The organism is Paenibacillus sp. PAMC 26794 (assembly GCF_000316035.1).
Taxonomy (GTDB): Bacteria; Bacillota; Bacilli; order Paenibacillales; family Paenibacillaceae; genus Paenibacillus.
This window is the reverse complement of the sequence record NZ_ANHX01000091.1, coordinates 96,355-122,461: the sequence shown is the minus strand read 5'-3', so window position 1 is coordinate 122,461 and position 26,107 is coordinate 96,355. Positions and strand designations below refer to the sequence as shown.

27 protein-coding genes, 1 pseudogene and 1 riboswitch are annotated in these 26,107 nt (G+C 45.5%); of the genes and pseudogenes, 11 read left to right on the top strand and 17 right to left on the bottom strand.

Annotated features, from left to right (window positions below):
• Nucleotides 1-4 precede the first annotated feature (4 nt).
• The gene (locus D829_RS33260; protein WP_085981472.1) at nt 5-256 is read left to right on the top strand and encodes a hypothetical protein; all 252 of its coding nucleotides are present in this window, start codon (nt 5-7) and stop codon (nt 254-256) included.
• A gap of 21 nt (nt 257-277) precedes the next feature.
• Here D829_RS33260 and D829_RS0129060 read toward each other — a convergent pair whose 3' ends face one another.
• Both D829_RS0129060 and D829_RS0129055 read right to left on the bottom strand, forming a co-directional pair.
• On the bottom strand, nt 278-421 hold the full coding sequence (locus D829_RS0129060; RefSeq protein WP_017692430.1) for a sporulation histidine kinase inhibitor Sda: 144 nt from the start codon (nt 419-421) through the stop codon (nt 278-280).
• A gap of 356 nt (nt 422-777) precedes the next feature.
• Nucleotides 778-1,437: a YheC/YheD family protein gene (locus D829_RS0129055; protein WP_017692429.1), complete on the bottom strand. Its 660-nt coding sequence runs from the start codon at nt 1,435-1,437 to the stop codon at nt 778-780.
• A gap of 237 nt (nt 1,438-1,674) precedes the next feature.
• Here D829_RS0129055 and D829_RS0129050 point away from each other — a divergent pair, with 237 nt between their 5' ends.
• Nucleotides 1,675-1,929 carry a hypothetical protein gene (locus tag D829_RS0129050; RefSeq protein WP_017692428.1) on the top strand — a complete coding sequence of 85 codons (255 nt, stop codon included), beginning with the start codon at nt 1,675-1,677 and terminating at the stop codon, nt 1,927-1,929.
• Nucleotides 1,930-1,955: 26 nt separating this feature from the next.
• Entirely contained in the window at nt 1,956-3,485 is a 1,530-nt protein-coding gene (locus tag D829_RS0129045; RefSeq protein ID WP_017692427.1) for a Ppx/GppA phosphatase family protein, read from the top strand.
• Here D829_RS0129045 and ppk1 read toward each other — a convergent pair.
• Nucleotides 3,445-5,526, bottom strand: coding sequence for a polyphosphate kinase 1 (gene ppk1 / locus D829_RS0129040; protein WP_017692426.1), 2,082 nt, complete (start codon nt 5,524-5,526; stop codon nt 3,445-3,447). The two genes, D829_RS0129045 and ppk1, sit on opposite strands and share 41 nt — an antisense overlap.
• A 248-nt stretch (nt 5,527-5,774) precedes the next feature.
• On the opposite strand from ppk1, the gene D829_RS0129035 reads away from it, so the two are divergent.
• The 3 genes from D829_RS0129035 (at nt 5,775) to D829_RS0129025 (ending at nt 8,460) form a co-directional block, all read left to right on the top strand.
• On the top strand, nt 5,775-6,002 hold the full coding sequence (locus D829_RS0129035) for a hypothetical protein (protein ID WP_017692425.1): 228 nt from the start codon (nt 5,775-5,777) through the stop codon (nt 6,000-6,002).
• A gap of 383 nt (nt 6,003-6,385) precedes the next feature.
• Nucleotides 6,386-7,399 carry a glycosyl hydrolase 53 family protein gene (locus D829_RS0129030; RefSeq protein ID WP_051154115.1) on the top strand — a complete coding sequence of 338 codons (1,014 nt, stop codon included), beginning with the start codon at nt 6,386-6,388 and terminating at the stop codon, nt 7,397-7,399.
• Between the two features lie 581 nt (nt 7,400-7,980).
• The gene (locus tag D829_RS0129025) at nt 7,981-8,460 is read left to right on the top strand and encodes a hypothetical protein (protein ID WP_017692423.1); all 480 of its coding nucleotides are present in this window, start codon (nt 7,981-7,983) and stop codon (nt 8,458-8,460) included.
• A gap of 511 nt (nt 8,461-8,971) precedes the next feature.
• Here the strand turns inward: D829_RS0129025 and rarD are convergent.
• The 6 genes from rarD to D829_RS0128990 form a co-directional block, all read right to left on the bottom strand.
• Nucleotides 8,972-9,850: an EamA family transporter RarD gene (gene rarD, locus D829_RS0129015; RefSeq protein ID WP_017692421.1), complete on the bottom strand. Its 879-nt coding sequence runs from the start codon at nt 9,848-9,850 to the stop codon at nt 8,972-8,974.
• Nucleotides 9,851-10,000: 150 nt separating this feature from the next.
• Nucleotides 10,001-10,579 (bottom strand): hypothetical protein, encoded by a 579-nt coding sequence (locus D829_RS0129010; RefSeq protein WP_017692420.1) that lies wholly within the window; start codon nt 10,577-10,579, stop codon nt 10,001-10,003.
• A 134-nt stretch (nt 10,580-10,713) separates the two neighbouring features.
• Nucleotides 10,714-11,157, bottom strand: coding sequence for a hypothetical protein (locus D829_RS0129005; protein ID WP_241230834.1), 444 nt, complete (start codon nt 11,155-11,157; stop codon nt 10,714-10,716).
• A gap of 259 nt (nt 11,158-11,416) precedes the next feature.
• Entirely contained in the window at nt 11,417-11,782 is a 366-nt protein-coding gene (locus D829_RS32150) for a hypothetical protein (protein WP_017692418.1), read from the bottom strand.
• Between the two features lie 287 nt (nt 11,783-12,069).
• Nucleotides 12,070-12,711 carry an NAD(P)-dependent oxidoreductase gene (locus D829_RS0128995; RefSeq protein WP_017692417.1) on the bottom strand — a complete coding sequence of 214 codons (642 nt, stop codon included), beginning with the start codon at nt 12,709-12,711 and terminating at the stop codon, nt 12,070-12,072.
• Nucleotides 12,712-12,935: 224 nt separating this feature from the next.
• Nucleotides 12,936-13,292, bottom strand: coding sequence for an iron-sulfur cluster assembly accessory protein (locus D829_RS0128990; protein ID WP_017692416.1), 357 nt, complete (start codon nt 13,290-13,292; stop codon nt 12,936-12,938).
• A 443-nt stretch (nt 13,293-13,735) separates the two neighbouring features.
• Here D829_RS0128990 and mqnE point away from each other — a divergent pair, with 443 nt between their 5' ends.
• Both mqnE and D829_RS0128980 read left to right on the top strand, forming a co-directional pair.
• Nucleotides 13,736-14,842: an aminofutalosine synthase MqnE gene (gene mqnE, locus D829_RS0128985; protein ID WP_017692415.1), complete on the top strand. Its 1,107-nt coding sequence runs from the start codon at nt 13,736-13,738 to the stop codon at nt 14,840-14,842.
• Nucleotides 14,843-15,075: 233 nt separating this feature from the next.
• Nucleotides 15,076-16,137, top strand: a complete 1,062-nt coding sequence (locus D829_RS0128980) for an NAD(P)/FAD-dependent oxidoreductase (protein WP_017692414.1) — start codon at nt 15,076-15,078, stop codon at nt 16,135-16,137.
• On the opposite strand, the gene D829_RS0128975 is transcribed toward D829_RS0128980, so the two are convergent.
• Complete coding sequence (locus tag D829_RS0128975; RefSeq protein WP_017692413.1) at nt 16,134-16,388, bottom strand: YuzB family protein; 255 nt, start codon at nt 16,386-16,388, stop codon at nt 16,134-16,136. The two genes, D829_RS0128980 and D829_RS0128975, sit on opposite strands and share 4 nt — an antisense overlap.
• Before the next feature lie 78 nt (nt 16,389-16,466).
• Between D829_RS0128975 and D829_RS0128970 the strand changes: the two genes are divergently transcribed.
• Complete coding sequence (locus D829_RS0128970; RefSeq protein WP_017692412.1) at nt 16,467-16,712, top strand: NifU family protein; 246 nt, start codon at nt 16,467-16,469, stop codon at nt 16,710-16,712.
• Between the two features lie 138 nt (nt 16,713-16,850).
• On the opposite strand, the gene D829_RS0128965 is transcribed toward D829_RS0128970, so the two are convergent.
• Nucleotides 16,851-17,630: an SDR family oxidoreductase gene (locus tag D829_RS0128965; RefSeq protein WP_017692411.1), complete on the bottom strand. Its 780-nt coding sequence runs from the start codon at nt 17,628-17,630 to the stop codon at nt 16,851-16,853.
• A 418-nt stretch (nt 17,631-18,048) separates the two neighbouring features.
• On the opposite strand from D829_RS0128965, the pseudogene D829_RS32705 reads away from it, so the two are divergent.
• A pseudogene (locus D829_RS32705) lies at nt 18,049-18,801 on the top strand (DUF2167 domain-containing protein); the annotation flags it as partial.
• A gap of 119 nt (nt 18,802-18,920) precedes the next feature.
• Here the strand turns inward: D829_RS32705 and D829_RS0128955 are convergent.
• The 6 genes from D829_RS0128955 to D829_RS0128930 all read right to left on the bottom strand — a co-directional run bounded on the left by D829_RS0128955 (nt 18,921) and on the right by D829_RS0128930 (nt 24,590).
• The gene (locus D829_RS0128955; protein WP_017692408.1) at nt 18,921-19,760 is read right to left on the bottom strand and encodes a MetQ/NlpA family ABC transporter substrate-binding protein; all 840 of its coding nucleotides are present in this window, start codon (nt 19,758-19,760) and stop codon (nt 18,921-18,923) included.
• A 76-nt stretch (nt 19,761-19,836) separates the two neighbouring features.
• Nucleotides 19,837-20,496 (bottom strand): methionine ABC transporter permease, encoded by a 660-nt coding sequence (locus D829_RS0128950; RefSeq protein WP_017692407.1) that lies wholly within the window; start codon nt 20,494-20,496, stop codon nt 19,837-19,839.
• On the bottom strand, nt 20,497-21,531 hold the full coding sequence (locus tag D829_RS0128945; RefSeq protein WP_017692406.1) for a methionine ABC transporter ATP-binding protein: 1,035 nt from the start codon (nt 21,529-21,531) through the stop codon (nt 20,497-20,499).
• 125 nt (nt 21,532-21,656) lie between these two features.
• Nucleotides 21,657-21,798: riboswitch (SAM riboswitch) on the bottom strand.
• 129 nt (nt 21,799-21,927) lie between these two features.
• Nucleotides 21,928-22,644: a Cthe_2314 family HEPN domain-containing protein gene (locus D829_RS0128940; RefSeq protein WP_017692405.1), complete on the bottom strand. Its 717-nt coding sequence runs from the start codon at nt 22,642-22,644 to the stop codon at nt 21,928-21,930.
• A gap of 165 nt (nt 22,645-22,809) precedes the next feature.
• Nucleotides 22,810-23,748, bottom strand: a complete 939-nt coding sequence (locus D829_RS0128935; protein ID WP_017692404.1) for a heme A synthase — start codon at nt 23,746-23,748, stop codon at nt 22,810-22,812.
• 497 nt (nt 23,749-24,245) lie between these two features.
• Nucleotides 24,246-24,590 (bottom strand): thioredoxin family protein, encoded by a 345-nt coding sequence (locus D829_RS0128930; RefSeq protein ID WP_017692403.1) that lies wholly within the window; start codon nt 24,588-24,590, stop codon nt 24,246-24,248.
• A gap of 142 nt (nt 24,591-24,732) precedes the next feature.
• Between D829_RS0128930 and D829_RS0128925 the strand changes: the two genes are divergently transcribed.
• Nucleotides 24,733-26,019, top strand: coding sequence for a DUF2515 family protein (locus tag D829_RS0128925; RefSeq protein ID WP_017692402.1), 1,287 nt, complete (start codon nt 24,733-24,735; stop codon nt 26,017-26,019).
• Nucleotides 26,020-26,107: the final 88 nt, after the last annotated feature.

The following is a 26,107-nucleotide window of genomic DNA, read 5'->3' as shown; positions in this document are numbered from 1 at the left end:
ACCCTTGTCTTATATATGCCCGCTGTGTAACGGTCTGGTTGTACCGGAGCAAGCTTGCCCCCACTGCCTCCAGGGACTGTTAGAATGCGGCAAATTGGACGACTACACTGGACCATACAGTCCCTACGAATTCCAACCTTCCTCTGACACGGCAGACGAAGTCGAGAACGTTTGCAATCATGTGATGTACTGTCCCCATTGTCAGACGAGCACACCATGGCCTGTCTCACTATGGGACTTGTCCGGAAACCTGTAACATTGCCTGCAATGAGGATCTCTAGTGAAGAATGGCAGATACGTCGGTACCCAGTTTGCGCTTATGGATTTCTGCCAACAGCAGTGCGATGAAATCTCGTTCGAGATTCAACTCAATCGCTTTATGGTAGGAATCCAACAACATCTCATCGGATAACATAGCCATTTCCCGCCACAACCTTTCCTTTTTTTTCCTCAAAACTATCATATCAGAGATTTATATAGAGAACAAGCGTTCTTGTTATCCACAACGATATGTGGAAATCCTGTGCATAGTTTGTTGATAAATGGAAAAAATGTAGAGTAGTCAACGTGTATAGTGTGGACAATATTTATGCACAGGAAGTTTGTACTACTATCAGAACGTTTATCAGCGTATTTTTTTTTGGAATAAATTCATAGTTTCAAGACTTGTTGCGAGTAAATTACCCGGCAATGTAAAATTTCAAACGTTTTTCATAGCGTTTTCTTCTATATATTATCGGTTTTTCTTGAATTTTCTTGAGCTTTCCCAATCATTTTCTATTGAGGTCTGGTATTCACTTCCAAAATCCAGATCTTGCCTGAATAATCCAGTCCATAATCAAATCCAAGCTGACCTACACCAGGAAACTGACTTTCCATAATGTACGTACATGTCAGTGTAAGTGAACGCATCTCCCGGCGTTTGTGCCGACCGGATATATGTGGAAGGGATAAACCAAGAGCTCGCCTTCCTGATAACATGGTGCCACCCTTACTAAGATTCGTAACACAGAGTCCTGGACGAGCGAGTCGTCCTACTAAGGAACGGAATACCCAGCCTCGCTCGGTTTTGACGACTTTGACTCTGTAATCAACAGGTCTCCCTTGAATCGTTGCCAGATGAATGCCTTGCTGGATCAAGTACCTGCGTCTAGCCTTTACACGCACCAGAGAGCTATACATCTCGCTGAAACTGGCGAAAGAACGGGTCGTTTTCATATGAGTGTATCGATAAGCCCCAACGCTCGCCGATACCCGGATAACACCGTAACCTCCGCCTCCTACAATAGGTTTGATATACACCATTCCATAACGACTGAGCATGTGCAGCAGATTACCCGAGTTAAATGCCTTGGTCTGTGGGATATGGACAGCCGCTACCGGGTATTTCATCAGTGCCGCTGTCTTCCGCCATTTGCTTGCAAGTTGTCTCGACATGGGTTGATCTCCTTCCTTGAAACAATAGTCCTTCCTTATACATACTCAACAGAAGCCGTGCTTTCTTGGATGTCTGTCCACGGCAAAGGCCCCTTTTCCATGAAACATGTCCCAGTTGGATGGCGGAAACGGGAACAAGCGCCCGGTTTGCTTTTCAAACAAGTCAATCTGTCGTATGCTACTAAGGAATGGCTTGGAAGGGCTTAAATATGAGGATCTAAGGAGCGTTCAGAACAAATGGAAGCATTTTTCAAATCACTTTATGGCGTAGCCTATTTTGCAATGTCGATCGTTCTGGTAGCCGTTACGGTACTTCTCTTTGTCACAGGTATTCGACTGTTTATGCAAAAGCGCAATCGCGGCTTTGCCGTGAGTTGTCTTATATTTGCCTGTTTCATCGTCTTTATCATTGTTGTTATGTTAACTACGCCCTTCTCTGCCACACCGCCGGGTTCACCGGAAGCCATGGCTGCCCTTCTTCACTTCGGGTAGTTGAACCTCTGTAGAAGGAGATGCTTATGACACATACTAATGAAACCTTAGGAATTATTGATATCGGCTCAAACTCCATTCGTCTAGTTATATATGAACTGGATCAGGACGCAGCCTATCGCATCATTCATGAAGACAAATACGCCGCTCGTCTGAGCAGCGTTGTTGAGCACGATGGAACCATTCTGCGCCATTCTCTGGATAAAGCCATTACCATCTTGCGTCAATTCAAAGCGACTTGTGAAGCGTATCAGACCAAACTGATTCGCGCAGCAGCTACCGCAGCTATTCGTAATGCAAGCAATGTCCTGGAGATTATTGAATGGCTGGAGACAGAGACGGGGCTTACCATTGAATGTGTATCGGGAGATCGGGAGGCCTATTATGGGTTCCTTGGTGTCACTCAATCCATTGATCTGGCAGACGGTTACGTCGTGGATATTGGAGGCGGCAGCACAGAGATCACGGTCTTTCGGGATCGGAAGAGGTTACATAGCATCTCCCTCCCCATTGGTGCAGTGAATTCACATGCCCGTTACTGGGGTGAAGATCAGTGGACCGAGGAGAATGCAAATGCATTGTGCAACGAAGTCATCGAGGCTCTCCGCGGACAGGATTGGATTCGTGAGCATCCCGGCCTGCCACTCATCGGACTTGGCGGCACAATGCGTACACTCGCCAAAGTGGAACAGAAGCGTACCCAGTATTCTCTGCCTGTCAGCCATCATTATGAGATCAGTGAGGAAGCGATGGATAACATCGCTCGCTCCTTGCCACATCTCACCTCGGCACAGCGCAAAAAGGTACCTGGGCTCGCCAAAGATCGCGCAGACATCATTGTGCCCGGCGTACTGATCCTGCGAACAATCTTCCAGTTAATACAGGGAGATCGTTATGTGGTTAGTGGTGCGGGTCTACGAGACGGGTTATTGCGAGATTACATGGCTGGAGGTCAGCCGGTCGTTCCGGACGCGCTGAAGGACAGTATCCGCAACTTTATCCATTTTGGTCCGCCTATTCCTGAGAAACGTCTGCAACGGATTCATCAGGATACGGTTACCCTGTATACGGCATTACAAGGTACCCCTCCTGATCAAGCAGATGCCCGAATCCTGTATGCATCCTCCATGCTGCACATGGCAGGTAAGCAGATTAACTATTTCCGTTATACACAGCACTCGGCCTATTGGATCATGAATGCAAGCATCTATGGGCTTTCTCATCGGGAGACCATTCTAAGTGCCAGTGCAGCTGATTATCATCCTAAAAAAAGAACGCCCCAGCTGCTGAATAAGCACCGGGACATTCTGAAAAACTCGGATGAGCGGCATGCTCATCGTATAGGCTCTCTGCTGCGCATAGCCGAAGCCATCAATCGATCCGAGAGCATCGCTGCGATTGAAGCAACAAAAGAAAACGACTCGCTGCAGGTGCAATTCACATGTACAGCCGAGCCGTTACTGGAACTTGATGGCCTGGAAGAGGCCGTCAAGGACTTACAGGAAGCCTGGGGAGTTACGTTAACGCACTCCATTCAGCAGGCTTCCAAGGGATAATACCCATGGCCTCCGTCTGACTTCTCAGCGGGGGCTTTTCATTTTCTACAAATACATAATTGCCACCAGGCATAAGTTGTCTCGCTTTGACATTATCCATAAGGGACAGATTAAGGATATCCACTAGCATCTTTTTCAGCTCTGGATCGAATACGGGACACATCAGTTCAATTCTTCGATTCAGGTTACGTGTCATCCAGTCTGCACTGGAGATGAATACATCCGGGTTGCCGCTATTTTCAAAATAAAACAACCGTGAATGCTCCAGAAAACGATCCACAATGCTAATGACCCGAATATTCTCACTGAGCCCCTCTACCCCCGGACGCAGACAACATACACCACGCACAATCAGATCGATCTGCACGCCGGCTTGAGAAGCCTCGTACAATTCATCAATCATTTCCTGATGGGATAAGGAGTTGATCTTGGCAATGATTCTGGCAGGTTTGCCTTTCAGCGCATGCTCCGTTTCTCTACGAATCAGCGCAAACAGCTCATCCTTCATACCATCCGGAGCTACGCGGAACGCCTGCAATGCCTTCGGACCGGAGTATCCGGTAATCTCATTGAACAATTCGGATGCATCTTCCCCAATAATCGGATTAGAGGTGAACAGTCCCACGTCCGTATACACTTTGGCTGTACTCTCATTATAGTTACCGGTTCCTACATGAACATAACGTCTCAAACCCTGCTGTTCCCTGCGTACGACAAGAATAATTTTGGCGTGGGTCTTGAGTCCAACCAGTCCATATACCACGTGACATCCGGCCTTCTCCAGTTTACGGGCCCAAGCAATGTTGCGCTCTTCATCAAACCGGGCTTTCAGTTCCACCACCACCGTGACCTGCTTACCACTCTCAGCGGCAAGTGCAAGTGCCGGAATAAGGCGTGAATCGCCATTGACCCGATATAATGTCATCTTGATGGCCAGAACTCTTGGATCTTCCGAAGCCTCCAATATAAAATCAGTGACCGGTTCAAACGATTCGTACGGATGGTGCACCAGTACATCCCGTTTGCGGAGCAGCTCAAAATGACTTTCTCTTGGCAGAAACTCAAGTGGGTAGACTGGCTTCACCGGACTATATTTCAGATGTGAGAAACTTTCCAGACTGTCCACGAATCCCGCTAGAAAACTCAGATCAAGTGGTCCATCCATTTCATATACCGGGTCGTGAATATCAAATTCATCCTGCAATTCCAATAAGGCATCCGGACGAAAATCCTTACAGACTTCCAGTCGTACAGGCGCCCCGCGGCGTCTGCGGCGCAATTCTTTTTCGATAGCCTCAAGCAGATCTCCCGCTTCTTCTTCATTAATGAACAGATCCGCATTACGGGTCACCCGGAATTCCTGTGCAGCCAGCGAGATATATCCGCTGAAGAGCGTGTGGATATGATGTTTGATGAGGTCTTCAATCAGTATGAATGTTTTCTTTTTGCTATTCGCCCGAATGGGAGCCTGAACTACCCGGGGCAAATTGGAAGGTACCTGAACAATAGCCATAAACGGCTCGCCCTCTTGCTCCCCTTCCTTCTGAAGCATCACGGACAGATAGACTGACTTGTTGTGTACCAGCGGGAACGGACGACTCTGGTCAATCGCCATCGGTGTGAGTACCGGAAAAATAATTTCATGAAAGTACTGGTCCATTGCGCGCTGCTGTGTCACATTAAGATCTGTATATTCCTGAATGTTCACGCCTTTCTTGGCGAGTAGACGAATGAGTTCACGATACGTTTTATACTGTTCGGCGACCATGGTCCCGGTTCGTTTGATCAATCTGCGATACAATCCCGCAGGCGTGTATCCTGTAAAATCTTTTTGCGTGAATCCGGCCTTGATCTTCTCTTTTGTCTCTGCCACCCTTACACTGACGAACTCGTCCAGATTACTAGCGACAATGCCGAGAAATCTCATGCGTTCCAGCAGAGGCGTTGTTGGATCCTGGGCCTCCTGAAGTACGCGCCGATTAAATTCAACCCAACTCAAATCACGATTAACGTAGTTGCCTGTTTTGACGTCTCTATGCATGTATGGCCTCCGAATGTGTTGCATATCTATTCTTGGTTAGAAGTTCTCCTATAATTGTACTATTCGTAATCAACATCAAGCGTCAGCGCAGTGTAAACGCTACGTAAAATTTATGTAAATGATACCTCATGGCCGCAACTTTTTCCATCCCTTTACAAAGGTCAATAGACAGAGTAAAGTGAAGTACAGTGTGATTTGGTCCGGTTGCTTGTTCTCATTTCAAATATATTTGATTAAAGGAGTATATAATGAAATCCAACAAACCTAGAACGTTACAAAAAAATATAGAGTTTTTCACAGCTGCACTATCCCAATGTATGGTAAGCGCGTGGCAGGAAGACCCGGCTGGCGTCTATTGCGAAGTCGGTTGTGGCATTGTCGAGCGGATCAGTGAAGACAGTGTGCGCATCCGAAACAATGACGGAACAAAGAGCCATTATGCACGAGATATCACGATGTTCCAGACCGAAAAATAATTTTGCTTAAATACGTAAAAAAGACTAGCTTTCCCAAACAAGGTGTTGTATACTCTTGCCACAAGGAAAGGAGGTGCGTCAACATTTCTAATGTCATGTTGAACGTGTCCCTTACCCGATCCACTAGCTCAAATTAAAAGAGTCTGGTGGAGGCGCGGGATACGGATCAATGTTTCAAAAAGCGCCACGGGTAGAAAAGCCGTCTTCGGACGGCTTTTTGTTTTCTCATTTTCTGTAGAGAGGTTGAGAAAACAACCAAAATATTGGAAATAGACCCTTTAGTAGAGCAAACCAAGATGGCTATAATGAAGATGCAACTCAACCTAAATCCGAGGAGGCATCTTGTAATGTTCAAAAATGTAAGGGGTTTCAAGACATCCATCATGTTGGCTTTTGTTTTGTTATTCACCTCCATCATGTTGCCCGCAGGTCAGCATGCCAGCGCAGCACCAAGTTTCGCCAAAGGAGCCGACATCAGTTGGGTTCCCGGAATGGAAGCCCAAGGCTACAAATGGAAAGATAAAAACGGGGTACAGCGCGACATCATTGATATTTTGAAAAAAGACTATCAAATCAACTCCGTTCGCATTCGGGTATTCGTTAATCCTTCGAATGATTATGGGAACGGTTACATGAATAAGGATCGTGCGGCCGCACTCGCACAACGTGCCAAGAATGCTGGCATGAGTGTAATGCTTACCCTGCACTATAGTGATTCCTGGGCTGACCCTGGTCAACAAACCAAACCTGCTGCCTGGAAAAACTATACGTTCCAACAGCTCATGGATGCGGTATGGAACCACACTCGTGATGTGATGACGGCGATGCAAAGCAAAGGCGTTACCCCTGACTGGGTACAGATCGGTAATGAAACAAGCAACGGCATGTTATGGGAAGATGGCAAAGCATCCACCAACATGAAAAACTATGCATGGCTGGTGAACACAGGCCATAACGCAGTGAAATCCCTGAGCAGTGGCACCAAAACCATTGTGCATCTGGCAGGTGGAGATGATAACGCCCTCTATGTATGGAATATTGGAGGTCTGATCAATAACGGAGCTAACTTTGACATGATTGCCATGTCCCTCTACCCTTCTGCTTCAGGCTGGAACACCGCTGTTACGAATACGGTAAACAATGCCAAAGATCTGATCAACCGTTACGGCAAAGAGATCATCATCTCCGAAATTGGCATGGACAATAATCAGGCAGCGGCTGGCAAAAGTTTTGTTGCCGCGATGAAAAACCAAATCCGCAATTTGCCAAATGGCAAAGGAAAAGGTGTATTCTACTGGGAGCCTCAAGCCACACCAGGTTATAACGGCGGCTACGCCAAAGGCGCTTGGCAATCGAATATGATGCCATCAGTAATCATGGAAGGATTTATTGACTAGGTACGGTGGGTAGAAGTGCGTCGAGGTTGCAGCGTGGTGGGCGCTCCGGGGGCGGATCGTTCTTATGATCGCTGTTATCCCCAGATTTTTATGAATTCCCCTCCTAAGGGGAAAATCCGGGGATAAAGGCGACCGCTTCGCTTCTTCAGAATCGATTCCGCCCCCTCCACTACGTTGCTGCTCCTTGAGACACTTCTAAAACCGTGGGTAGGCAAATGGATTAGGTAGCAAGGTAAAACAAGGGCTTGAGGCGCTGTTCCCGGTGGGATTAGCGCCTTTTTTTACGTTGGATTGCGTTGAGGACGCAACGTGGTCGGCGTTCCGAGGGCAGGGAAGATCCGGAGATAGCTTATGCTTCCGATGTATCTCTCTTGCAGAAAGCTTTCAGACGAAACCTTTGCTTCTCCAGAATCGATTTACACCGCCTCCACTACGCTTGCTGCTCTATGAGTCACTCCGTGCTATAGAATTCGGAATGTTTAGCAGGCTAAATGCAGCATGGTTTTTTCGCTTACATATGAATATAATAAAATAAATCATGCAGAACATCGGTTAGCTATTTCAAGAGCGGGGGAAAATGGATGAGTTTTTTAAAAGGGCTCGGTCAGTTAGCTGGGGAAGTTACCGGGAAAGTGTTGGGCGGCAGCGTGAGGGTTGTTGGTGAAATTGCGGGAAGCCCCTTTATCAAAGAAATCGGGAACGGCGTAGAAAAAGCTACGATTAATACAGGCAAAACCGTTGGACAACTGGCTAGCGGGACATATGATCTTGCCAGTGGTGCAATTCGAAAAGATGATACCGCCATAGACGCGGGACTTGCCGATATTGGAGGTGCTGTAACCAATACTGCAAAAGGTGTAGCGATATCAGCCAAGTATGTATATAACAGCGGTAAAGATGTTGTTGTGGGCATGAAAGAGGAAGATAAGGACAGAGTCAAGCTTGGTGCCAAGAATCTTTTAGCTGCTGCTGCGGTAACAACACTCGCTGTCGGTGTCATTGATGCAGTTGATGGGGCTGAAGGTGTAGATACGTCGGAATCCGGATTAGATCACCAATAACACAATAACTGAAGAAATACAGCCTAGCAGGGCAACAAAAATATGGAGACAACTAAATGAGATTTTTTCAAGAAAAATCCGTTGTTTCTTCTGAATAAAACATGAGTAGATGAACACCGTAACCACAACGGGCAAATATAAATGAAGATCCGGACCATCCGTGCTCGGTAATAGTTTATTAATATATCTACCTATCGTCTCGTTGACCATCATGAACCCATATATACTAACGATTATTGCTGAAACTGCAAACTGAAATAGTATCTGAACTACAGCATTCTTTACAAAGAATGGTTCACGTTTGCGGTAACGGTTATTAACCATCATATATCTGTTGCCTCCTCGTTTTTTGGTTACTATTTTTGATTACTACTCCTGCATTTTACCATAACGTTGATCAGCCTTCCTTTTTAGTTTTTATCGACCTATCGCTCCCCAACAAACAAAAAATTGCCCTCTCCACCTCATTGGCGGAAAGGGCAATTATGGCGATACCAGAAGATACCTCTGTTCAACTTACCTTAGCGAGTCTCGTAGCACGTATCGATGCGGCAGCGTATACGATAAGCGCTGTCCAGATGAGAGCGAAACCAACAAGCAGCACTGGTGAGACCGTTTCCTTGAACACAAACACACTCAGGATCAGCATGATTGTCGGCCCAATATACTGTACGAAGCCTAGTGTGGACAACGACATTCGAGCAGCCGCCCGTGCAAAGAACAGCAGCGGCAGCGCCGTCACCACACCGGAAAGCAGCAGTTCGAAGAACATCGGTGCAGGCAGAGTCCATGCCGTAGCTTTACCCACGATGGCCAAGTAGATCCAGTAGCCGAGTGCGACGGGCAGAACTACAGCTGTCTCCGAAAATAAACCCACAGAAGCGTCTTGTTTAATCTTCTTCTTCGCCAGACCGTACAAGCCAAATGACACGGCAAGCGAGATTGCAACCCATGGGAAACGTCCGTAGTCGATAGCGATGATAAGCACCGCGACACCAGCGATGGCAATCGCGAGCCATTGTCCACGGTTTGGCTTTTCATGAAGGAAGACAACCGCCAGCAACACATTTAGTAACGGGTTCAAATAATAGCCCAGACTTGTCTCAACGACATGACCGTTGTTAACCGCCCAGATGAAGATAAGCCAGTTAATAGCAATTAGCAGCCCACTCGCGGTAAGGGACAGCAGGGTCGAACGACTGGTCAGAATACGCTTCATGTCACTCCAACGACGTTGGACGGCAACGAAAATCCCCATAAAGACAAATGACCAGACAACCCGGTGCGATAAAATCTCGCCTGCTGGTACATTTTCAAACAACTTCCAATACAGCGGGAGAACTCCCCACATGATATACGCAATGATCGCGTTGATTAATCCACTATTCATAACTGTATCCCCTCTTATTGCTCTGATATCTCAACGGATTATACGCCTCGATCCTCATTTAAGTAAAGGGGGTAATAGGTCATACAGGAATCCATGCCTAGTTCAAATGATTTTTTCTTTGAGCAGAATCCCCCGTTTAGCGCTACCAAATTATACCTTGCGCTTTTTCTTTCTTACTCTCATAAAGAAGATAAAGATCGCCGCAAATACGACTACACCTACGATAAACAAATCCATATCTTGCTCAAACATAAACCACATTTTGTGTTCTACGTTCACTTGTTGTTTTGGTGGATATCCTTCCCCGAGTAGCTCAGTTGCTTGGTTCAAATGATTAATTTCGATGGTCAAACTGCACGGACTGCTACTTAATTCGCCATCCACTTCGCTAAAGTATATTAAGTATTTGTTACCTTCCTTGAAATCAAATCCCCAAGTGAAGTTAGTTGCGATAATTAGTTGAGAGTCAACTTCAGTATTCCAACTCCTCTCAACTTCCACTAAAATATATCTAATTTTCTCTTTGGTCCCCGTAAACCCCTCTTGCTTCAAGTCGACCTTTACTTGCTTTACTTCACCATAAACAGCTCCATCATATATTTCTAACTGTTCTTGGGGACCTCCCGATTCGGCACATGACAAAGCGTTAACATCTTGTGCATTTGAGATAAAAAACACGGTAGATATAAAAAATATTAACGTGATTATACGAAGCTTCAGTTTTTCCACCTTCTTCTCATAATGTTAATTGGTACATCTTTATTGACCTGTTTAACAGGAAAAATGTTGCATTTTCCCTGGCCTTTAGGTGAATGAACAAAGAAGCAACCAATCGGACACAGTCGGTTGCTCCACTTGGCTTTTTAAGTTCCATATCTCTTTTTCCATTCTTCACTCCATTTTTGAAAACTTTTTCCCGTTACTTCTTCCAATGTTTTTCCATCCAACGAATATGGTGCTCCATCCATTGCTGCATTTGGGAAGGATGTCCCCCCTATAACTTTGCCCTCACAAAGTATTATTGAAACTTTGGATTTAATATCGTCTAACGTTCCCAGAGGATGGTTTGTTACTGTAAAGCTATACACCGATATTTCCATTCCGAAATACTGTTCGGGTTCTACTTTTTGAACCGCCCATGTCTGTCTATATGGTATCGTTTCCGTTATCCCGTAGAGTAGTTTGTCTTTGTCTAAAGTGTATTTCTGAACTTGATTATCGTACGAAGAAATTTTATAACCTTGTGCCTTAACATATTCTGTGGAAGTCTTTTGATCACCTGTGATCGTGAGCTCATCTGTACCCAACCTCGTGACCTCGTTATTGCACCCAGCTATGATAAAAAAAACTAGCCCCAATACAATACGGATAGGTTTAAAATACACCAAGTCCCCTCCAATGTGCAGAAGTATATTCATTATTTTGACGATTAGTTCATTAAAATGGTTCACTATTCTGCCGTTACATTAACAAAAAAGCAGCCGACCCTTTTGATCAACTGCCGAATGGTGTTCATTTCATTAACGTTTCACGGTAGCGTCACATTTGATCCTATTTTGGTTACTTTCACTTTCCTCCAACAGTAAACACACCAATTACGGTTTCACCATCTTTGTCATACAGTGAAATATCACGACCGTCTGGTGATCTGCTGTTCTGTATCGCAATAGCTTCTTCAGGTGTTTTTGGTTGCTCGCCATCCAAGTCTTTTTTCAGCAGATATCCTTCTGTACCATCCACACCAGTAGCCAAGATTAAATCAGGTTCCGTTTCTGGAGAAGTCGCATATGCGGCAGAACCATATGTCTGTCCATTCTTATTTTTCGGATAAAAAGAAGTGATGTGAAATTGATTCATCGTATCTTTAACGTTTGTATATTGGGATAACCCTGAACCATTCGATACACTAATCATAAAAACTACAAAGATCAATAATATAACTCCTTTAGAATACATCTTCACAACTGTTCACTCCCTTGTACTTTTGAACTCGCAGAAATTCCAATGAAGAGAAGATGGTTTTCACATAATCTCATTCCCTTCCCATCTTTAGAATAATATAACATATATTCAAAGGAGTAGTTGGAAGTAAGTTGAACGATAATCATCTAACCTGTCTAACGTTATTGCGGAACTTCCTCTTCGAAAACATAAAAAACGGACACCGATCTGTGGAGATCAGCGTCCGTTTGTATGTCCCATATTATAATTTTAAAGTATTACTTCACTTCGCCAACAACGGTAAAGCGCTCATTTTTGTGTTGCGGGTTCTCGATCTCGTCTACCAAAGCAATCGCATAGTCTGCATAGCTGATGTAGCTGTTGCCTTCGCTATTCACAAGAATAACGTCGTTGCCTGCTTGATATTTGCCGGTGCGTACACCTTCTGGATTAAAGAATCCAGCCGGGCTCAAGAATGTCCATTGAATACCTGAAGATGCTTGCAGATCCTGCAAGTTTTGGCCTTGGTTCGTTGCAGTTGCTTTGTAAGCATCAGGGAATCCTGGGGATTCAAAGACACGCATCGTTTTGGACTCGTCCGTGAACAGGCTTCCTGCTCCACCCACAACGATCAGACGAGTGTTTGGTGCATCTTTTAGGATGTTGATTAACGCTTGTCCTACTTCCACATGCAGGTTTTCTTTACCCGCTGGAGCACCAAATGCATTTACAACCACATCGAACGCCTTAACATCTTCAGCTGTAAGATCAAATACATCTTTCTCCAGCGTATTCAGGCTTTTATCTTCCAATTTGGATGCATTACGAACGATTGCCGTTACTTTATGCCCTCTGTCTGCTGCTTCTTTCAAAATTACACTTCCTGCTTTGCCTGTTGCACCAATAATTGCAATGTTCATCATGATCTCTCCTTTAAATTATCGATATTGTTTATGTTTGGATTTTATAATGTAACTATAGTTGTTACAACTAAGTTTGTCAACCATGCACAATCCGTACACGCAAAAAAGCCCCTGATATCATGCCCGTGCTAAACGGATACAATTCAGAGGCTATCTATTAAAGAGATTGCAAACTGCTTATTTCAAAACAAGATTGGGAAACCGCTGTACAACTCAGTTTCTTAACAATCCTTATCAGGCACACCCGCGTCTTCCTTCGTACGGAAAGAAGATCCACAGCCACAAGTGGCTACCGCGTTCGGATTATGGATGGTGAACCCACCCGTCATACCGGACTCTTCAAAATCAATTTCAAGTCCATCCAGGTATTTCAGGTTTTCCTTCTCGACTACAATCTTCATGCTCTGAATATCCATATACAGGTCCTCATCGGACTCTTTATCGTCAAAGCCCATGGCGTACGAAAATCCGGTGCAACCGCCCGGTGCTACGCCAAGACGCAGGAACATACCAGGTGTCTCTTGCTGTGCAAGCATCTCTTTCAATCTGTCAGCAGCCGTTTCGCTGATGTTAATCATGCCAGGTCACTCTCCTTTTCATTAACTCTTCTTTAAATTATACTCCACCCCGTCAAGGGTCTCAAGTCATGTTTGCCTGTTTCCGCGTTCCCCCTGAACTCCTTTTTCTTCCCAGTGTATTGAACCCCCGCGACACGAGGTTTATAATGAATAGGTGGTCGCACTGAAATGTCGATATTTTCTCATGACTCATTCAGACGATGGTCATAATTGGAGTTGTAATTTTTTTCACATTTCGAGACTGCAACGCAGTCCCCAATGCATATATGAGTCAACAGACTCCATTTTTTGAAAAAATTTAGCTTTCATATGCAGCACACGCTGCACCGGGTAAATAAGAGTTAGTCCATATAAGAAGCGGCGAATGTCCGCATCTTTGCTATGTAGTTCTGTAAGAAAGTCCTACACATGACTCATTCCGGTTAAGAACAGGAGGAAACAGTATGTCTACATTGGTAACACCGTTCACAGACAAAAGAATGGCTGAAATCGTTGAGAAAGTGCAGAACGGCGTAAGGCTGAACGTAGAAGACGGCGTATATCTGTATGAAACAGATGATCTGCTGACTTTGGGCCAGCTGGCTAATGAGGCCAACCTGAGAAAGAATGGCAAGAAAGTATATTTCATCGAAAATATGAGTCTTTATTTTACGAACGTATGTGAAGCTCACTGCGCTTTCTGTAATTTCCGCAAAGATCAGGGTGAAGATGGCTCCTACACATTATCCGGTCAGGAAATGATCGATTACGTAGAACAACATATTCATCCGGGCGTGCGTGAGTTCCATATTGTAGGCGGACATAATAACCATGTTCCTTTTCAGTATTATGTCGATTCCCTGCGTGCTTTAAACGAGAAATATCCGGATGTTACGCTGAAAGCCTACACGGCAGCCGAGATCGATTTCTTCACTCGCATCAGCGGACTCAGTATTAAGGAAGTTCTGCAGGAGCTGCAAAAAGCAGGTCTGAAAACATTAACTGGTGGCGGCGCTGAGATTCTGTCGGATGAATATCGCAAAAAAATGCGTGTAGACAAAGCGAATGTGGATCGTTATCTTGAGGTGCACCGTACAGCTCATAACCTGGGCATGCGTACACATACTACGATGCTGTATGGATCGATCGAATCCTATGAGGACCGCGTTAACCATATGATGCAGATCCGTGAATTGCAAGACGAGACCAACGGATTCATGGTCTTTATCCCACTTTCCATGCAACCAAAAAGTAAAAATGCGAGCATTATGCGTCGTAACTCGGCTTATGAGGATCTCAAAACAATTGCGATCAGCCGTCTGATGCTGGATAACATCGATCATATCAAAGCATACTTCATTAACATCGGTCCACAGCTAGCTCAAGTTGCTCTTGGATTTGGTGCTTCGGATGCACACGGTACAATCGTTCGCGAACGGATTAGTCATGCGGCAGGTGCACTCACACCTGAAGGCCTTACACGTAAAGAGCTCATATGGCTCATTAAGGGTGCAGGACGTATTCCGGTAGAACGTGATACGTTCTACAATGAAATTCAAGTGTACGAATAGGATATAACTCCATTCACAACCAATATTGCACCAGCACCATTCCAGAACGCAACTTTCATTATAGGGAGACGTTTGAATTCGAGTGGTGTAAACTGCTGAATAATATCTTCAATTTTCAATGTCTACTTTTCAATTATTCAAATCCAAACAAAAGGAGCAGCTATGTTATTACATAGCTGCTCCACAGTTTACAGCCCCATTTCAGTGGGACTGATGCAGAAAGGAACCGAGTCATGAAAAATTTCGTCATTCTTGGAGGCGGCTATGGCGGCCTCACCATCATCAAGGAACTTCTGGAGGGTAAAATTCCATCCGATACACAAATTATTTTGGTGGACCGCAGCCCCTTTCAGGGATTAAAGACAGAATATTACGCACTCGCAGCAGGAACCGTATCTGATTATGACCTGCGTATCCAATTTCCAGTGAGCGATAAAGTCACTTACCGTTATGGAGAAGTTACTTCGATTGACCTGGAACAGCGTCAGATTGAATTTGAAGGCCAAGACCCGCTCGTGTACGACAAGCTTGTCATTGGACTTGGCTGTACAGACCGTTTCCACAACACACCAGGCGCCGAAGACTACAGCTGTACCATTCAGAGCTTTAGCAAAACACGCGAGACCTACCTGCGCCTTAATGAAGTCAAAGCCTATGGCAATGTGCATATCGTAGGCGGGGGATTAAGTGGTGTCGAGATGGCAGCCGAACTTCGTGAGAGCAGACCGGATCTGAACATCAGCATTCTGGATCGTGGTGAACGTGTATTATCTGCTTTCCCACAACGTCTATCCGTGTATGTCCATGAATGGTTCAACGAACACCAGGTAGAGACACGCGGACATATCGCCATTTCACGCGTTGAACCTAATGCCATCTATAACCGGGATGAACCGATTCTAACAGATGCTGTCGTGTGGACTGCAGGCATTCAGCCAGTAAAAGTGGTACAGGATCTGGACGTAACCAAAGACCCTCAAGGACGTGTCGTCCTGAATGAATACTACCAAATCCCGGAATATACCGATGTGTATGTCGTTGGTGACTGTGCCAGTGTCCCTTATGCACCTAGCGGTCAAGCTGCGGAAGTACAGGGTGAGCAGATCGCCCATATTCAGCATGCCCTCTGGAAAGGCGAAAAGCCCAATCCACATCCACTCAAGCTTCGTGGCACACTGGGTGCACTCGGCAAGAAGTCTGGGTTTGGGCTGATGGGCAAAACGTCCATGATGGGACGTGTGCCTCGTATTTTGAAAAGTGGTGTGCTCTGGATGTCCAAGCGTCATCTCGGTTAGTCGAGATCCAGCTCGCTCCAGGCATCGGCTTCAGCAATTTTGGCCAGAATGGCGTTATATAAATCTTCCACCTTGTCGGTGGTAACCACTTCGCCATCCACCAGGGCATAAGGAGTCATAGAACATTGGCCGCAGTTGGTGAGGCAGCCGTACTCAATCACATCATAGTCTGGATTTTCATCCAGTTGATCCATAATTTCATCTGTGCCAAAATGCATATTATTGGCACAAAATTCAATAATCGGTCTCATGTAGGTTCACCTTCTTTGTTTGACCATTTTAATTTGTGGCCAATTGTAATATAATATAGGGGAAAGGAGTTGAAAAAAATGAGCGAAAACGCACAAAGCACCATGTATGATGAAGTAATTGATGTGCTTGACAAACTTCGTCCGTTTCTGCAACGCGATGGCGGTGACGTGGAACTGGTCGACGTGGAAGACGGCATTATTAAGCTGAAATTGGTCGGTGCCTGCGGCAGTTGCCCAAGCTCCACCATTACCTTAAAAGCCGGGATTGAACGTGCCCTTCTCGAAGAAGTTGAGGGTGTACAAGAAGTCGTACAAGTATTCTAATCAATCCTTCACGAAATAAACCTCAAGAGCCTTTCGCTTCGCATGAAGCGGAGGGCTCTTTTTTTGTGTGCATATGCAGAGAGTCCATTTCATCTGTCCCTTTTACCAGATTCCACGTACAATCCTTCAATTCACCTTTTAAGTATCCTCGCGCTGTATGGTCGGACGAATCGGATCAAGTCCTCCAGATACATCCATAATGTTGCCTGTTATAAAATCGGAATGATCAAGGCACAGATAAGTGATCACTCGCGCAATATCTTCACCGCTGCCTGGGCGCCCTCTTGGCGTTTCCTCGTCCGTTATGCCTGCCATCTCATCAATCGTTTTCTCTTTGTTAGCACCACGAATATCCCCTGGACATACCATGTTAACCGTAATGCCATAAGGAGCTTCCTCCACAGCAAGTGTCTTTGTGAACGAAACCAGACCTACCTTGGCAGCAGCATATACTGCACGATGAGGCCAAGATCTCGCTTCTCCAGCATGACTGAAGCCAAAATGGATAATGCGTCCCCATTGCTTGCGTCTCATCTCTGGCAATACACGCTGATCCAGTAACATCGGTCCCAACAGATTACCCTGCACAAGCATCTGGACCTCAGCTTCAGAATAATCCGCAAATAATCGTCGTTCACGGACAAATGGACCTGCGTTATTCACCAAAATATCAATGCTGCCCAGGTTACCTTCCACCTGCTCAACCAATGAAGAGATATCTTCCACCTTGGATATATCAGCCTGGATGGCAATGCACCGCACACCCTTGGCTATAATCTGAGCCTTTAAAGCCTCAGCTTCTGTTCTGCTGTGTACATAGTTGAGGGCAATATGACACCCTTGATCTGCCAGACTGAGGGCCGTCATTTTACCAAGACCTTTGGCACTTCCCGTTATGAGGGCAATCTTTCCCTTCACGTTCATCCCCCTCTTCAAAGAGCAGTCACTATCCAGTATAAAAGATTTATCGTCCTGCTACAACTCGCTTATCCACAAGGGATTATCCACCTTTAATTCCAGATATATCTTGATTGAAATCAAACACCTATGGTACTGTCGAGGATATAACCCGAAAGGACCTCTACATAAATATGAAGAACAAAAGATGGATAGCATTTCTTACACTTTTAATGTTGAGTTTATTCACAATCTCTAGTGCCTTACAGGTATCAGCGGCAAGTGAAAATGAGCCAGCACCTGATGAGTACGATTGGATTACTGGACCAGCATCTGTCTCTCTGGACGGTAAGGCCACCCTGGAAGTCCCTGAAAGCCATTCCTATCTGGATAAGGCCAATACCCAACGCTCGTACTTAACAGTGATGGGAAGCCTAACGGGAATGAAATCGGAAGCCTAACCAGCAATAGCGAATTCGGCTCGTGGTATGTCGTGTTTGAATACGTGAAGACAGGTCATATCCATGATGACGATCAAAATTTGAGTGCTGAAGAACTGTTAAGCAGTTATATCCGAGGCACAGAAGAAGAAAACAGAGAGCTTGATCCTGAATATAGAACGTACATAACGGGGTGGGAAATCGAACCGGCATATGACAGTACCAAACATCAGTTGGTCTACTCCCTTGGTTTCAAGAATGCTGATCAGCAAGCCATGGTCAATTACAATGTAAAACTCCTGACACGCGAAGGGTACATCACAGCCATTCTGGTCACAGAGACGGCCAACTTTCAACAGAGCCGCCAGGCATTCGAGGAAACCGTACTTCATAAGCTTAACATCAATGCAGGATATACCTATGAGGAGTACAATGCTTCGACTGACAAAACATCCACCATAGGGATCAACAGTCTTCTGATGGGCGGGATCGGGTTCACGGCTTCCCAGAAATTCAGTGCTCTTCTTCTGCTCAAAAAAGGATGGGCCTTGATCCTGGTTGTCGTTCTCGGGCTAATCGGTTGGATCAGATACAAAATCAAAAGCTCAAATGGAGAAGAAGAAAAACTTTCTCCCTCCGAGAGGACGTACCTGCAAGAAGCGGATGAACAGCAGTATGCTGATCAAAATGAATTATCCTATTACCGTCAATCTGGACATCACTCTAGCGCTGATAAACCGGAAAAACTCTGACTTATGTCGATCCCCACGTCAGGACAGACTTACGAAACATAAAATAAGCCGTATATCTCTTCTGGAGAGATATACGGCTTATTCTTAATAGCTTCACATCATATCATACATATCGTGAATTATTCAGTTGCAGGTTCAACTGCACCTTTATAACGTTCTTTGATGAATGTTTTCACTTCTTCGGAGTGCAGAGCAGCAGCCAGTTTTTGGATTGCATCTGCATCCTTGTTGTCCTCACGGGAAACGAGGATGTTTGCGTATGGGTTACCTTGCAGATCTTCGATCAGCAAAGCATCATTCGCCGGATTCAGGTTCGCTTCGAGCGCATAGTTAGCGTTGATAAATACCAGATCCGCTTCATCCAATTGACGAGGCATCATGGCTGCATCCAGCTCAATGATATCCAAGTTCTTCGGATTGGCTGTGATATCTTGAATCGTAGATGTAATATTGGTATTGTCTTTCAGCGTAATAATGCCTTCCTTCGCGAGCAACAACAGTGCACGTCCACCATTGGATGGGTCATTCGGAATTGCTACTTTTGCGCCTTCAGCCAATTCATCCAAAGACTTGATCTTCTTGGAGTATCCGCCGAAAGGTTCAACGTGAACAGGTGTTACAGCAACGAGGTTGAAACCACGTTCTTTATTCTCTGTGTCCAGATACGGCTGATGCTGGAAGAAGTTTGCATCCAATTTTTTATCAGCAAGTTGCTGGTTGGGTTGTACATAGTCATTGAACGTGACAACTTGCAAACGAATACCTTGTGCTTCCAGTTCAGGCTTGATGCTTTCCAGAATCTCTGCGTGTGGTGTAGGTGAAGCTCCAACTTTCAATTCAACTGTGCGTGGTGCACCTGCTGAATTGTCGGCGCCGCTATCGGCGTCCTTGTTGTTTCCGCAAGCTGCGAGAACCGCAATCAACATAAGACTAAGTAGAGCAAAAGACCATTTTTTCATGTGTAAAACCCCTTCTCTAATCATTTTTTTCATGTGGCGTCCGCATAAATGCATCATCCATCATGTTATCTATGTGTTATTTCCTGGTGAAAAATGTAACCAAGCGATCTCCAGCCATCTGGAGAATTTGCACTAGAATAATCATCGATACTACGGATATAATCATAATTTCATTTTGATAACGATAATACCCATAGTTGATTGCCAGCGTTCCCAGACCTCCACCACCAACCATGCCCGCCATCGCCGTGTAAGAGACAAGCGTAACGATGGTAATGGTTATCCCAGCAACCAAACCGGGTAACGCCTCAGGCAATAACACCCGTCTTACAATCTGTCCGGTCGATGCACCCATCGACTGCGCCGCTTCAATGACACCCCGATCAACTTCTCGCAACGTCGTCTCCACCAATCGAGCAAAGTAAGGAGCTGCTGAAATAACCAAAGGTGGTATAACACCTAACACACCTGTAGCTGTACCGACGAGTGAACGAGTGAATGGAATAAGTGCAACAATCAATATGATAAATGGAACTGATCGCAAAATATTTACAATCAAGGACAATATAATGTACACCGTCCGTGACTTGATCGAAGCAGATCGGGCTGTCATGAACAGCAGAACTCCGAGCGGTAAACCTAAGATAACGGTAAACAAGCCTGATACACCCAAAATTTGCAGTGTCTCTATGGAAGCTTTACCAACCTCTTCCCAACGTACGGTTGAAAAATCCATCTAACGAAGCACCTCCACATCAAGTCCCTCTGCGGTTAATTCTGATATCGTCCGATCAATCGCATTTGAATCACCCTCGAACCGAACGGTCAGCTGCCCATAAGGAACCTGTTTGATCGTAGAGATTGTACCTTGCAGGATGGCAAAATCCACGCCTGTCTTACGTACCGTTCTAGACAAAATCGCTTCATACGTTTTATTACCCAGAAAGGATATCTTCACAAGTTTGGAAGCAACACCGGCCTGCAATTCAACGCCTGCATTTGCCAGAGCGGTCTCTTCCAGAGCAAGTCCAGCTTCATGGTCACGCATCATGAAGTCCCGCGTAATCGCATGCTGCGGCTTCAGGAACACGTCTGTTACAGGTCCTTGTTCCACAATGCCACCTTGATGAATGACAGCCACCTTGTCACAGATGTTCTGAATGACATGCATCTCATGTGTAATCAGCACAATCGTAAGGTTGTACTTTTCATTAATGTCGAGCAATAACTTCAGGATTGAATTTGTCGTCTGCGGATCAAGTGCCGAAGTAGCCTCATCACAGAGAAGTACATTCGGATCACTTGCAAGTGCTCTCGCAATCCCTACACGTTGTTTCTGTCCACCCGATAATTGAGCCGGATATTTGCTGCTATGGTGCTCCAGACCAACCAGTGCGAGCATTTCCTTCACTTTGCGATCAATGGCTTCCTTGGGTGTATTCACAAGTTTTAGTGGAAAAGCTACATTGTCATATACCGTTGCCGAGGATAACAGATTAAAGTGTTGAAAAATCATCCCGATCTTGCGTCTCTGTTGCTGCAATTCGGTTTTGCTCAGTTCAGTCAGGTTGATTCCGTCGACCCATACCTCACCTTCCGTAGGCCGTTCCAGCAAATTAATACAGCGAATCAATGTACTTTTGCCCGCTCCGGAATGGCCAATCACTCCGTAAATTTCACCCTTTTGGATGCTCAAATTCAGCTCGGATAACGCTATTGTAGATTTTGCCCCTTTGCCGTACGTTTTCGTTAAACCTTTTAATTCAATCAATCGCACTTGCCCCTTTCCAACCACCTACATGTATCTTTACCCGATCTAAAGGAAAACTCCCCTTAAAGTACAAAAAAGAGCCCTTTGCAGATACAAAGAGGGCTCTTCACGTGAAAGAATATACCTTCTCATCTGCCAAAATCGTGTCTTGCACCATTTTGTAGGAATTAGCACCTAACATCTATAACGAATGATACATGTATCATGTCGTTACAAATCGGTTGCCGGGCTTCATCGGGCCTGTCCCTCCGCCGCTCTCGATAAGAAATATGTTGTTGTAGGATTTTATAAGTTCATGTAGTTTATGCTTTATAATGTGAACGTAACTTCCGAAATATCAGTTATATCCGTGTAACTTTCGATTGAAACTCAGTATATTCCAAGTATTCCGATTTGTCAAAGGGAATTATTCCTTTTCCATATTTTGTTGATGTAACTATAAGAGGCTGTTAACGTTTCACAGACCATGTCGACGCCCTGACGCATTTCCTGCACATGCTGATTCAGATCCTCCAATTTCACTTTTCCTTGCAAGGTCTGGTGTAACTGCCACAGGTCATCGTGCATTTCGGAGTTCATGTAGTGAATTTCCATATTACGCCGCTTGCGCAGCTTGCTCATCGGCTCACGATAAGAGTCCTTGATCTGTATTAATTGCAATGCAAGATCATGATGCTCCCTCGCATAGTCGAACTGCCTTAACACAGTAAAATAAGAAAAATGCGCTTTGGTATTTGAAGTATTCAACTGGAATATTTCATTTAATACCGTGCCCACTTTATCCAGAATGGCAAAGCAGCGGATAAAGCCATCTTTGTAGAAATACACATACCGGGCATACTCGGCTTTTTCAGTCGGCGTCATATCATCCGTTGAACCTGCAACGACCTTTTTGCGAAAATGAGCAGCAGCGAAACAGCTTTGCTCCAGTTCATCCAGTGAGGAGATGAGTCCCTGAGTCCACACATACAGTTTCCGATAGTCATGCGTGGGATCATGGTCCACATGCATTTGTCGTTGAAATAGCTCAAGCGTATGCGCCATTGCGTCCATCGCTGCCTTCAATTTACCTTCGTTTATACGTGGCTTTTCCCCCAACAACGTTCGCAGCATATCTAACCTCCTCTTTTCCAAATCAAAAAGATTTCATCACCGTAAACGTAACACATCATCCATTCCGTGTAATTGCTGCTTGCCATAGGTTGCCCTGATCCCCCTGACATCAAACAAAGTCCACCTGTCCAATGATGTACATCACTGGATGGTGGACTTTCATATTTAAAAACGATTAACCGGGCGATTCAGCTTGTACACCAGGAAACTCATATACGTTAAGACCCCGAACAATATGGCGATATCCAGCATATGAGCGAGAGCTACGAACATGTATACTTCCGGACGGCTCATGGTAAACATCATGGAGATACCGATGACTACTTGCATCAGAATGAGAACAACGGATACCACACCAAGAGTTCGCATTTCCTTGTTGTCCGGATGATTACGGTAAGCGAAGTGACCCAGAATTGCGATAACAATCACGAGCGACGCAGCAGCTGCACGGTGAGCAAAGGCAACTGCAACCCCACCGGAAAGCTCAGGAATAATCTGACCGTTACAGAGCGGAAATCCGGAGCATCCGCCGGCAGAATCCGTGTGACTCACAAATGCACCCGTGTATACCACGAGATATGTGTAAATGGTGGAGAACCAGACCAGATTCCTGAATTTTTTACTAACCCGAGGGTATTTATTCAGGCGCTCTAATCCGCCATCTTTGGCCTCCTGCCTTATGCCCAGCGCCATCATTAGAGAACTGGCAAAAGCAATCAGTGCAAAGCCGAAATGCAGTGCCATGACTGCTGAAGATTGGGAGAAGACGACGGCAAAAGCCCCCATGATTCCCTGGACGATAACAAATACCAAGGTTAAGAAAGAAAACAATTGCAGGTCACGGCGTGACTTGCCGAACCGCAGAAAAGCAACAAACGAGGCAATGGACAACAGTCCAGCCAGTGCGCTTACAGCGCGATGGGAATATTCGATAAGCGAAGCCACAGTATGTGCCGGAACGAGTTTTCCGTTACATAAAGGCCATTCCGTTCCGCAGCCAAGGCCCGATTCCGTTTTGGTTACAATGCCTCCACCAAAAGTGGCCAGAAACATGACAAGACAGGTTAATACGGTTAACCATTTAAACAAAGTTAAGTGTTTCAATTTTTTCTCACCCGCTGTTGGTTTAAGATGGCGAAGATTATTCTCCGCTTGTTTCGGTACTTTGACACTTATTTCACAACTAAATTCATTATACCGGATAAAATGTTCATTGACGTCGCGCTTTGTGACAAAATGTTAACGTCTGGTGAAATAATGACCCGCAGGTCATTGAGGATATGTACAGAAACGTTTCTTACATAGAACGTGTCGAACACACAAACGCCATTTCCCTATTTCAAGAGAAATGGCGTTCTTTTTATTATACCCTTTTACAACATGAACCTGTCATACTTTTATATAAGTTCATGAAACATTTACACAATAACGGAGAGGACAGAAATAACCAGAAGAAGCGGAGCGTTCGCCTTTATCCCCGGATTTCTCCCCTTTATAAAAGGGATCAAAGAAATCTGGGGATAACAGCGATCGAAAGGTTATTCTGTCATCGGAGTGTCTGTGTGTCTGTGTAAATATTCATTAGTTGAACTTATATAACATTATTTATGGATCGTGTTGTACACCTCAACTGCGCGATCCAGGAACTGCTCAATCTCTTCTCTCGACTTGCGCAGCTTGTTCACATACCGTACGAGTTCGCGGCCATCTGTATATGCCACAAAGCTCGGAATGCCAAGAATATTCTGCTCTTCACTAACCGTTCCAACCTGATCCACGTCAACCTCAATCAAGGTCAGTTCACGTGCATATTTCTCTTCAACCTCAGGCATAAACGGATCGATGTATTTGCAGTCGCCACACCAGTCTGCCTTGAATACGGCAATCGTCAAACGTGGGGATTGGATGGCTACATCAAAAGCCGGTTTGGAAGTAATCTGTTCCATTCGGTTCATCTCCCTTTCTGTACCTTGTCTTACCCTAAGTGAAGCAAATTGGCGAGTGGAAGTCAAATAATCAGCGCATACTTAGAATAAACCACATGGTCTGTGAAATTAAACCCAGAACATCATGAAAGGATGTCACATCATGACTTCCACCAGAACCGATTCTTCCAGCGAACAGCATCACGGGTCCCTCCTGCAGATGGTCCGTTCCATTCCGGGTGCTGCCCGTGAAATCTGGCGTGGCAAACAGGCTGCATGGCAAGCTTCTGCACAGCTTCGTCACCCATTGCGTGAGATCGAGTGGGATACCGATACGGCAGCTGCCTTACAGTCTGAGGTGGAGCGTTCGTTACCTGCCAGCGGCAAGTCTTTTGCACGCACGGACCAGGTTCAAAGCGCACTCGTCTGCGAAGAAGATTGCATCATTCTGGAAGAGATTAAGACACTGACTCAGGAGCACAATCGGAGTAATATCACCCGCACGGCAGCCTATCTGGAATGTTATGAGCAATATCCCGAACTGCATTGGGCACTGCTGGCCCATATGGTCTCTCGCAACGGCGGATATCACATGACAGATCTTCAGAGTGACTTAATGCATAATCTACAGAATCAAAGCGATCGCGAGCATATGTATCGGCTGCTGGAGCGGTGCAATGCACTCATTTTCCAGGATGCATATCCCCAGCTTCTGCTGTATATGAACAGTCGCCGGATCGGACGAAGCTGTTTCCATCTCTTGTCGCACTTTCACATATCGGCGTTCATGACGCCGTTTTGGGAACGCTTTTGGCTGGAACGGTGCAGTTCACTGCTTAGTGTGGCATTAATTATTAATGAGCAGAACTATATCGAGAGCCGGGTCGTGCAGCATCCTTATTTTCAAAAAGAAGTACTCTCCAAGCTCGCATTCCATCTGCATAATCTGGCCGGTCTGAATCATATCGTCTTTCCTCTTGGACGGGGAGCAGGACTCGCAGGACGCGTCATTGAACATTTTGGCAAACTGGATGAGCGAATCATGTTTGGCAAAGGACTGTATGCCCTGTTGTTTGGCGTGGAGCAAGTACACATACAAGTGTTGGAGTTCGCACGTTCGGTTCCCCATCGTGGCTCGCGCGCTGAATATTGGCCTGACCTGTTTACCAATCGTGAAGACGAGGCGGGTGAACATACATTATACGCTCAGGCGTTACTGGATGAGGAATGGCTACCCAATGGGCAACGATTATATAGTCCGGAACTGCTCTCCGTATGGGGGGACACGCCTTATGAACCGATTACCAGACAGGACTGGCTTCAGACTCGAGATTGTCTCGGTTATCTGACGGCACCGCGTCGGCCATGGCTGTTTGAGATGAGCCACGAACATCGGTATGGCATGCTGAAAACAGCACTGGCTCATGATGCTAAAGCCATCACACACTAATGCTAAAGATCATATAGAGCAGGCAAAGACGGATGATATGATACCCCGATGTACCGCTAACCCTCGCTTGCGGGGCTAATGTCGAGTT

Bases quoted from the DNA above. Each gene is read 5' to 3' on its own strand.
- D829_RS0129060 (WP_017692430.1), bottom strand. From the start codon at position 421: ATGGCTATGTTATCCGATGAGATGTTGTTGGATTCCTACCATAAAGCG.
- D829_RS0129055 (WP_017692429.1), bottom strand. From the start codon at position 1,437: ATGTCGAGACAACTTGCAAGCAAATGGCGGAAGACAGCGGCACTGATG.
- D829_RS0129050 (WP_017692428.1), top strand. From the start codon at position 1,675: ATGGAAGCATTTTTCAAATCACTTTATGGCGTAGCCTATTTTGCAATG.
- D829_RS0129045 (WP_017692427.1), top strand. From the start codon at position 1,956: ATGACACATACTAATGAAACCTTAGGAATTATTGATATCGGCTCAAAC.
- ppk1 (WP_017692426.1), bottom strand. From the start codon at position 5,526: ATGCATAGAGACGTCAAAACAGGCAACTACGTTAATCGTGATTTGAGT.
- D829_RS0129035 (WP_017692425.1), top strand. From the start codon at position 5,775: ATGAAATCCAACAAACCTAGAACGTTACAAAAAAATATAGAGTTTTTC.
- D829_RS0129030 (WP_051154115.1), top strand. From the start codon at position 6,386: ATGTTGGCTTTTGTTTTGTTATTCACCTCCATCATGTTGCCCGCAGGT.
- D829_RS0129025 (WP_017692423.1), top strand. From the start codon at position 7,981: ATGAGTTTTTTAAAAGGGCTCGGTCAGTTAGCTGGGGAAGTTACCGGG.
- rarD (WP_017692421.1), bottom strand. From the start codon at position 9,850: ATGAATAGTGGATTAATCAACGCGATCATTGCGTATATCATGTGGGGA.
- D829_RS0128995 (WP_017692417.1), bottom strand. From the start codon at position 12,711: ATGAACATTGCAATTATTGGTGCAACAGGCAAAGCAGGAAGTGTAATT.
- D829_RS0128990 (WP_017692416.1), bottom strand. From the start codon at position 13,292: ATGATTAACATCAGCGAAACGGCTGCTGACAGATTGAAAGAGATGCTT.
- mqnE (WP_017692415.1), top strand. From the start codon at position 13,736: ATGTCTACATTGGTAACACCGTTCACAGACAAAAGAATGGCTGAAATC.
- D829_RS0128980 (WP_017692414.1), top strand. From the start codon at position 15,076: ATGAAAAATTTCGTCATTCTTGGAGGCGGCTATGGCGGCCTCACCATC.
- D829_RS0128975 (WP_017692413.1), bottom strand. From the start codon at position 16,388: ATGAGACCGATTATTGAATTTTGTGCCAATAATATGCATTTTGGCACA.
- D829_RS0128970 (WP_017692412.1), top strand. From the start codon at position 16,467: ATGAGCGAAAACGCACAAAGCACCATGTATGATGAAGTAATTGATGTG.
- D829_RS0128955 (WP_017692408.1), bottom strand. From the start codon at position 19,760: ATGAAAAAATGGTCTTTTGCTCTACTTAGTCTTATGTTGATTGCGGTT.
- D829_RS0128950 (WP_017692407.1), bottom strand. From the start codon at position 20,496: ATGGATTTTTCAACCGTACGTTGGGAAGAGGTTGGTAAAGCTTCCATA.
- D829_RS0128940 (WP_017692405.1), bottom strand. From the start codon at position 22,644: ATGCTGCGAACGTTGTTGGGGGAAAAGCCACGTATAAACGAAGGTAAA.
- D829_RS0128930 (WP_017692403.1), bottom strand. From the start codon at position 24,590: ATGGAACAGATTACTTCCAAACCGGCTTTTGATGTAGCCATCCAATCC.
- D829_RS0128925 (WP_017692402.1), top strand. From the start codon at position 24,733: ATGACTTCCACCAGAACCGATTCTTCCAGCGAACAGCATCACGGGTCC.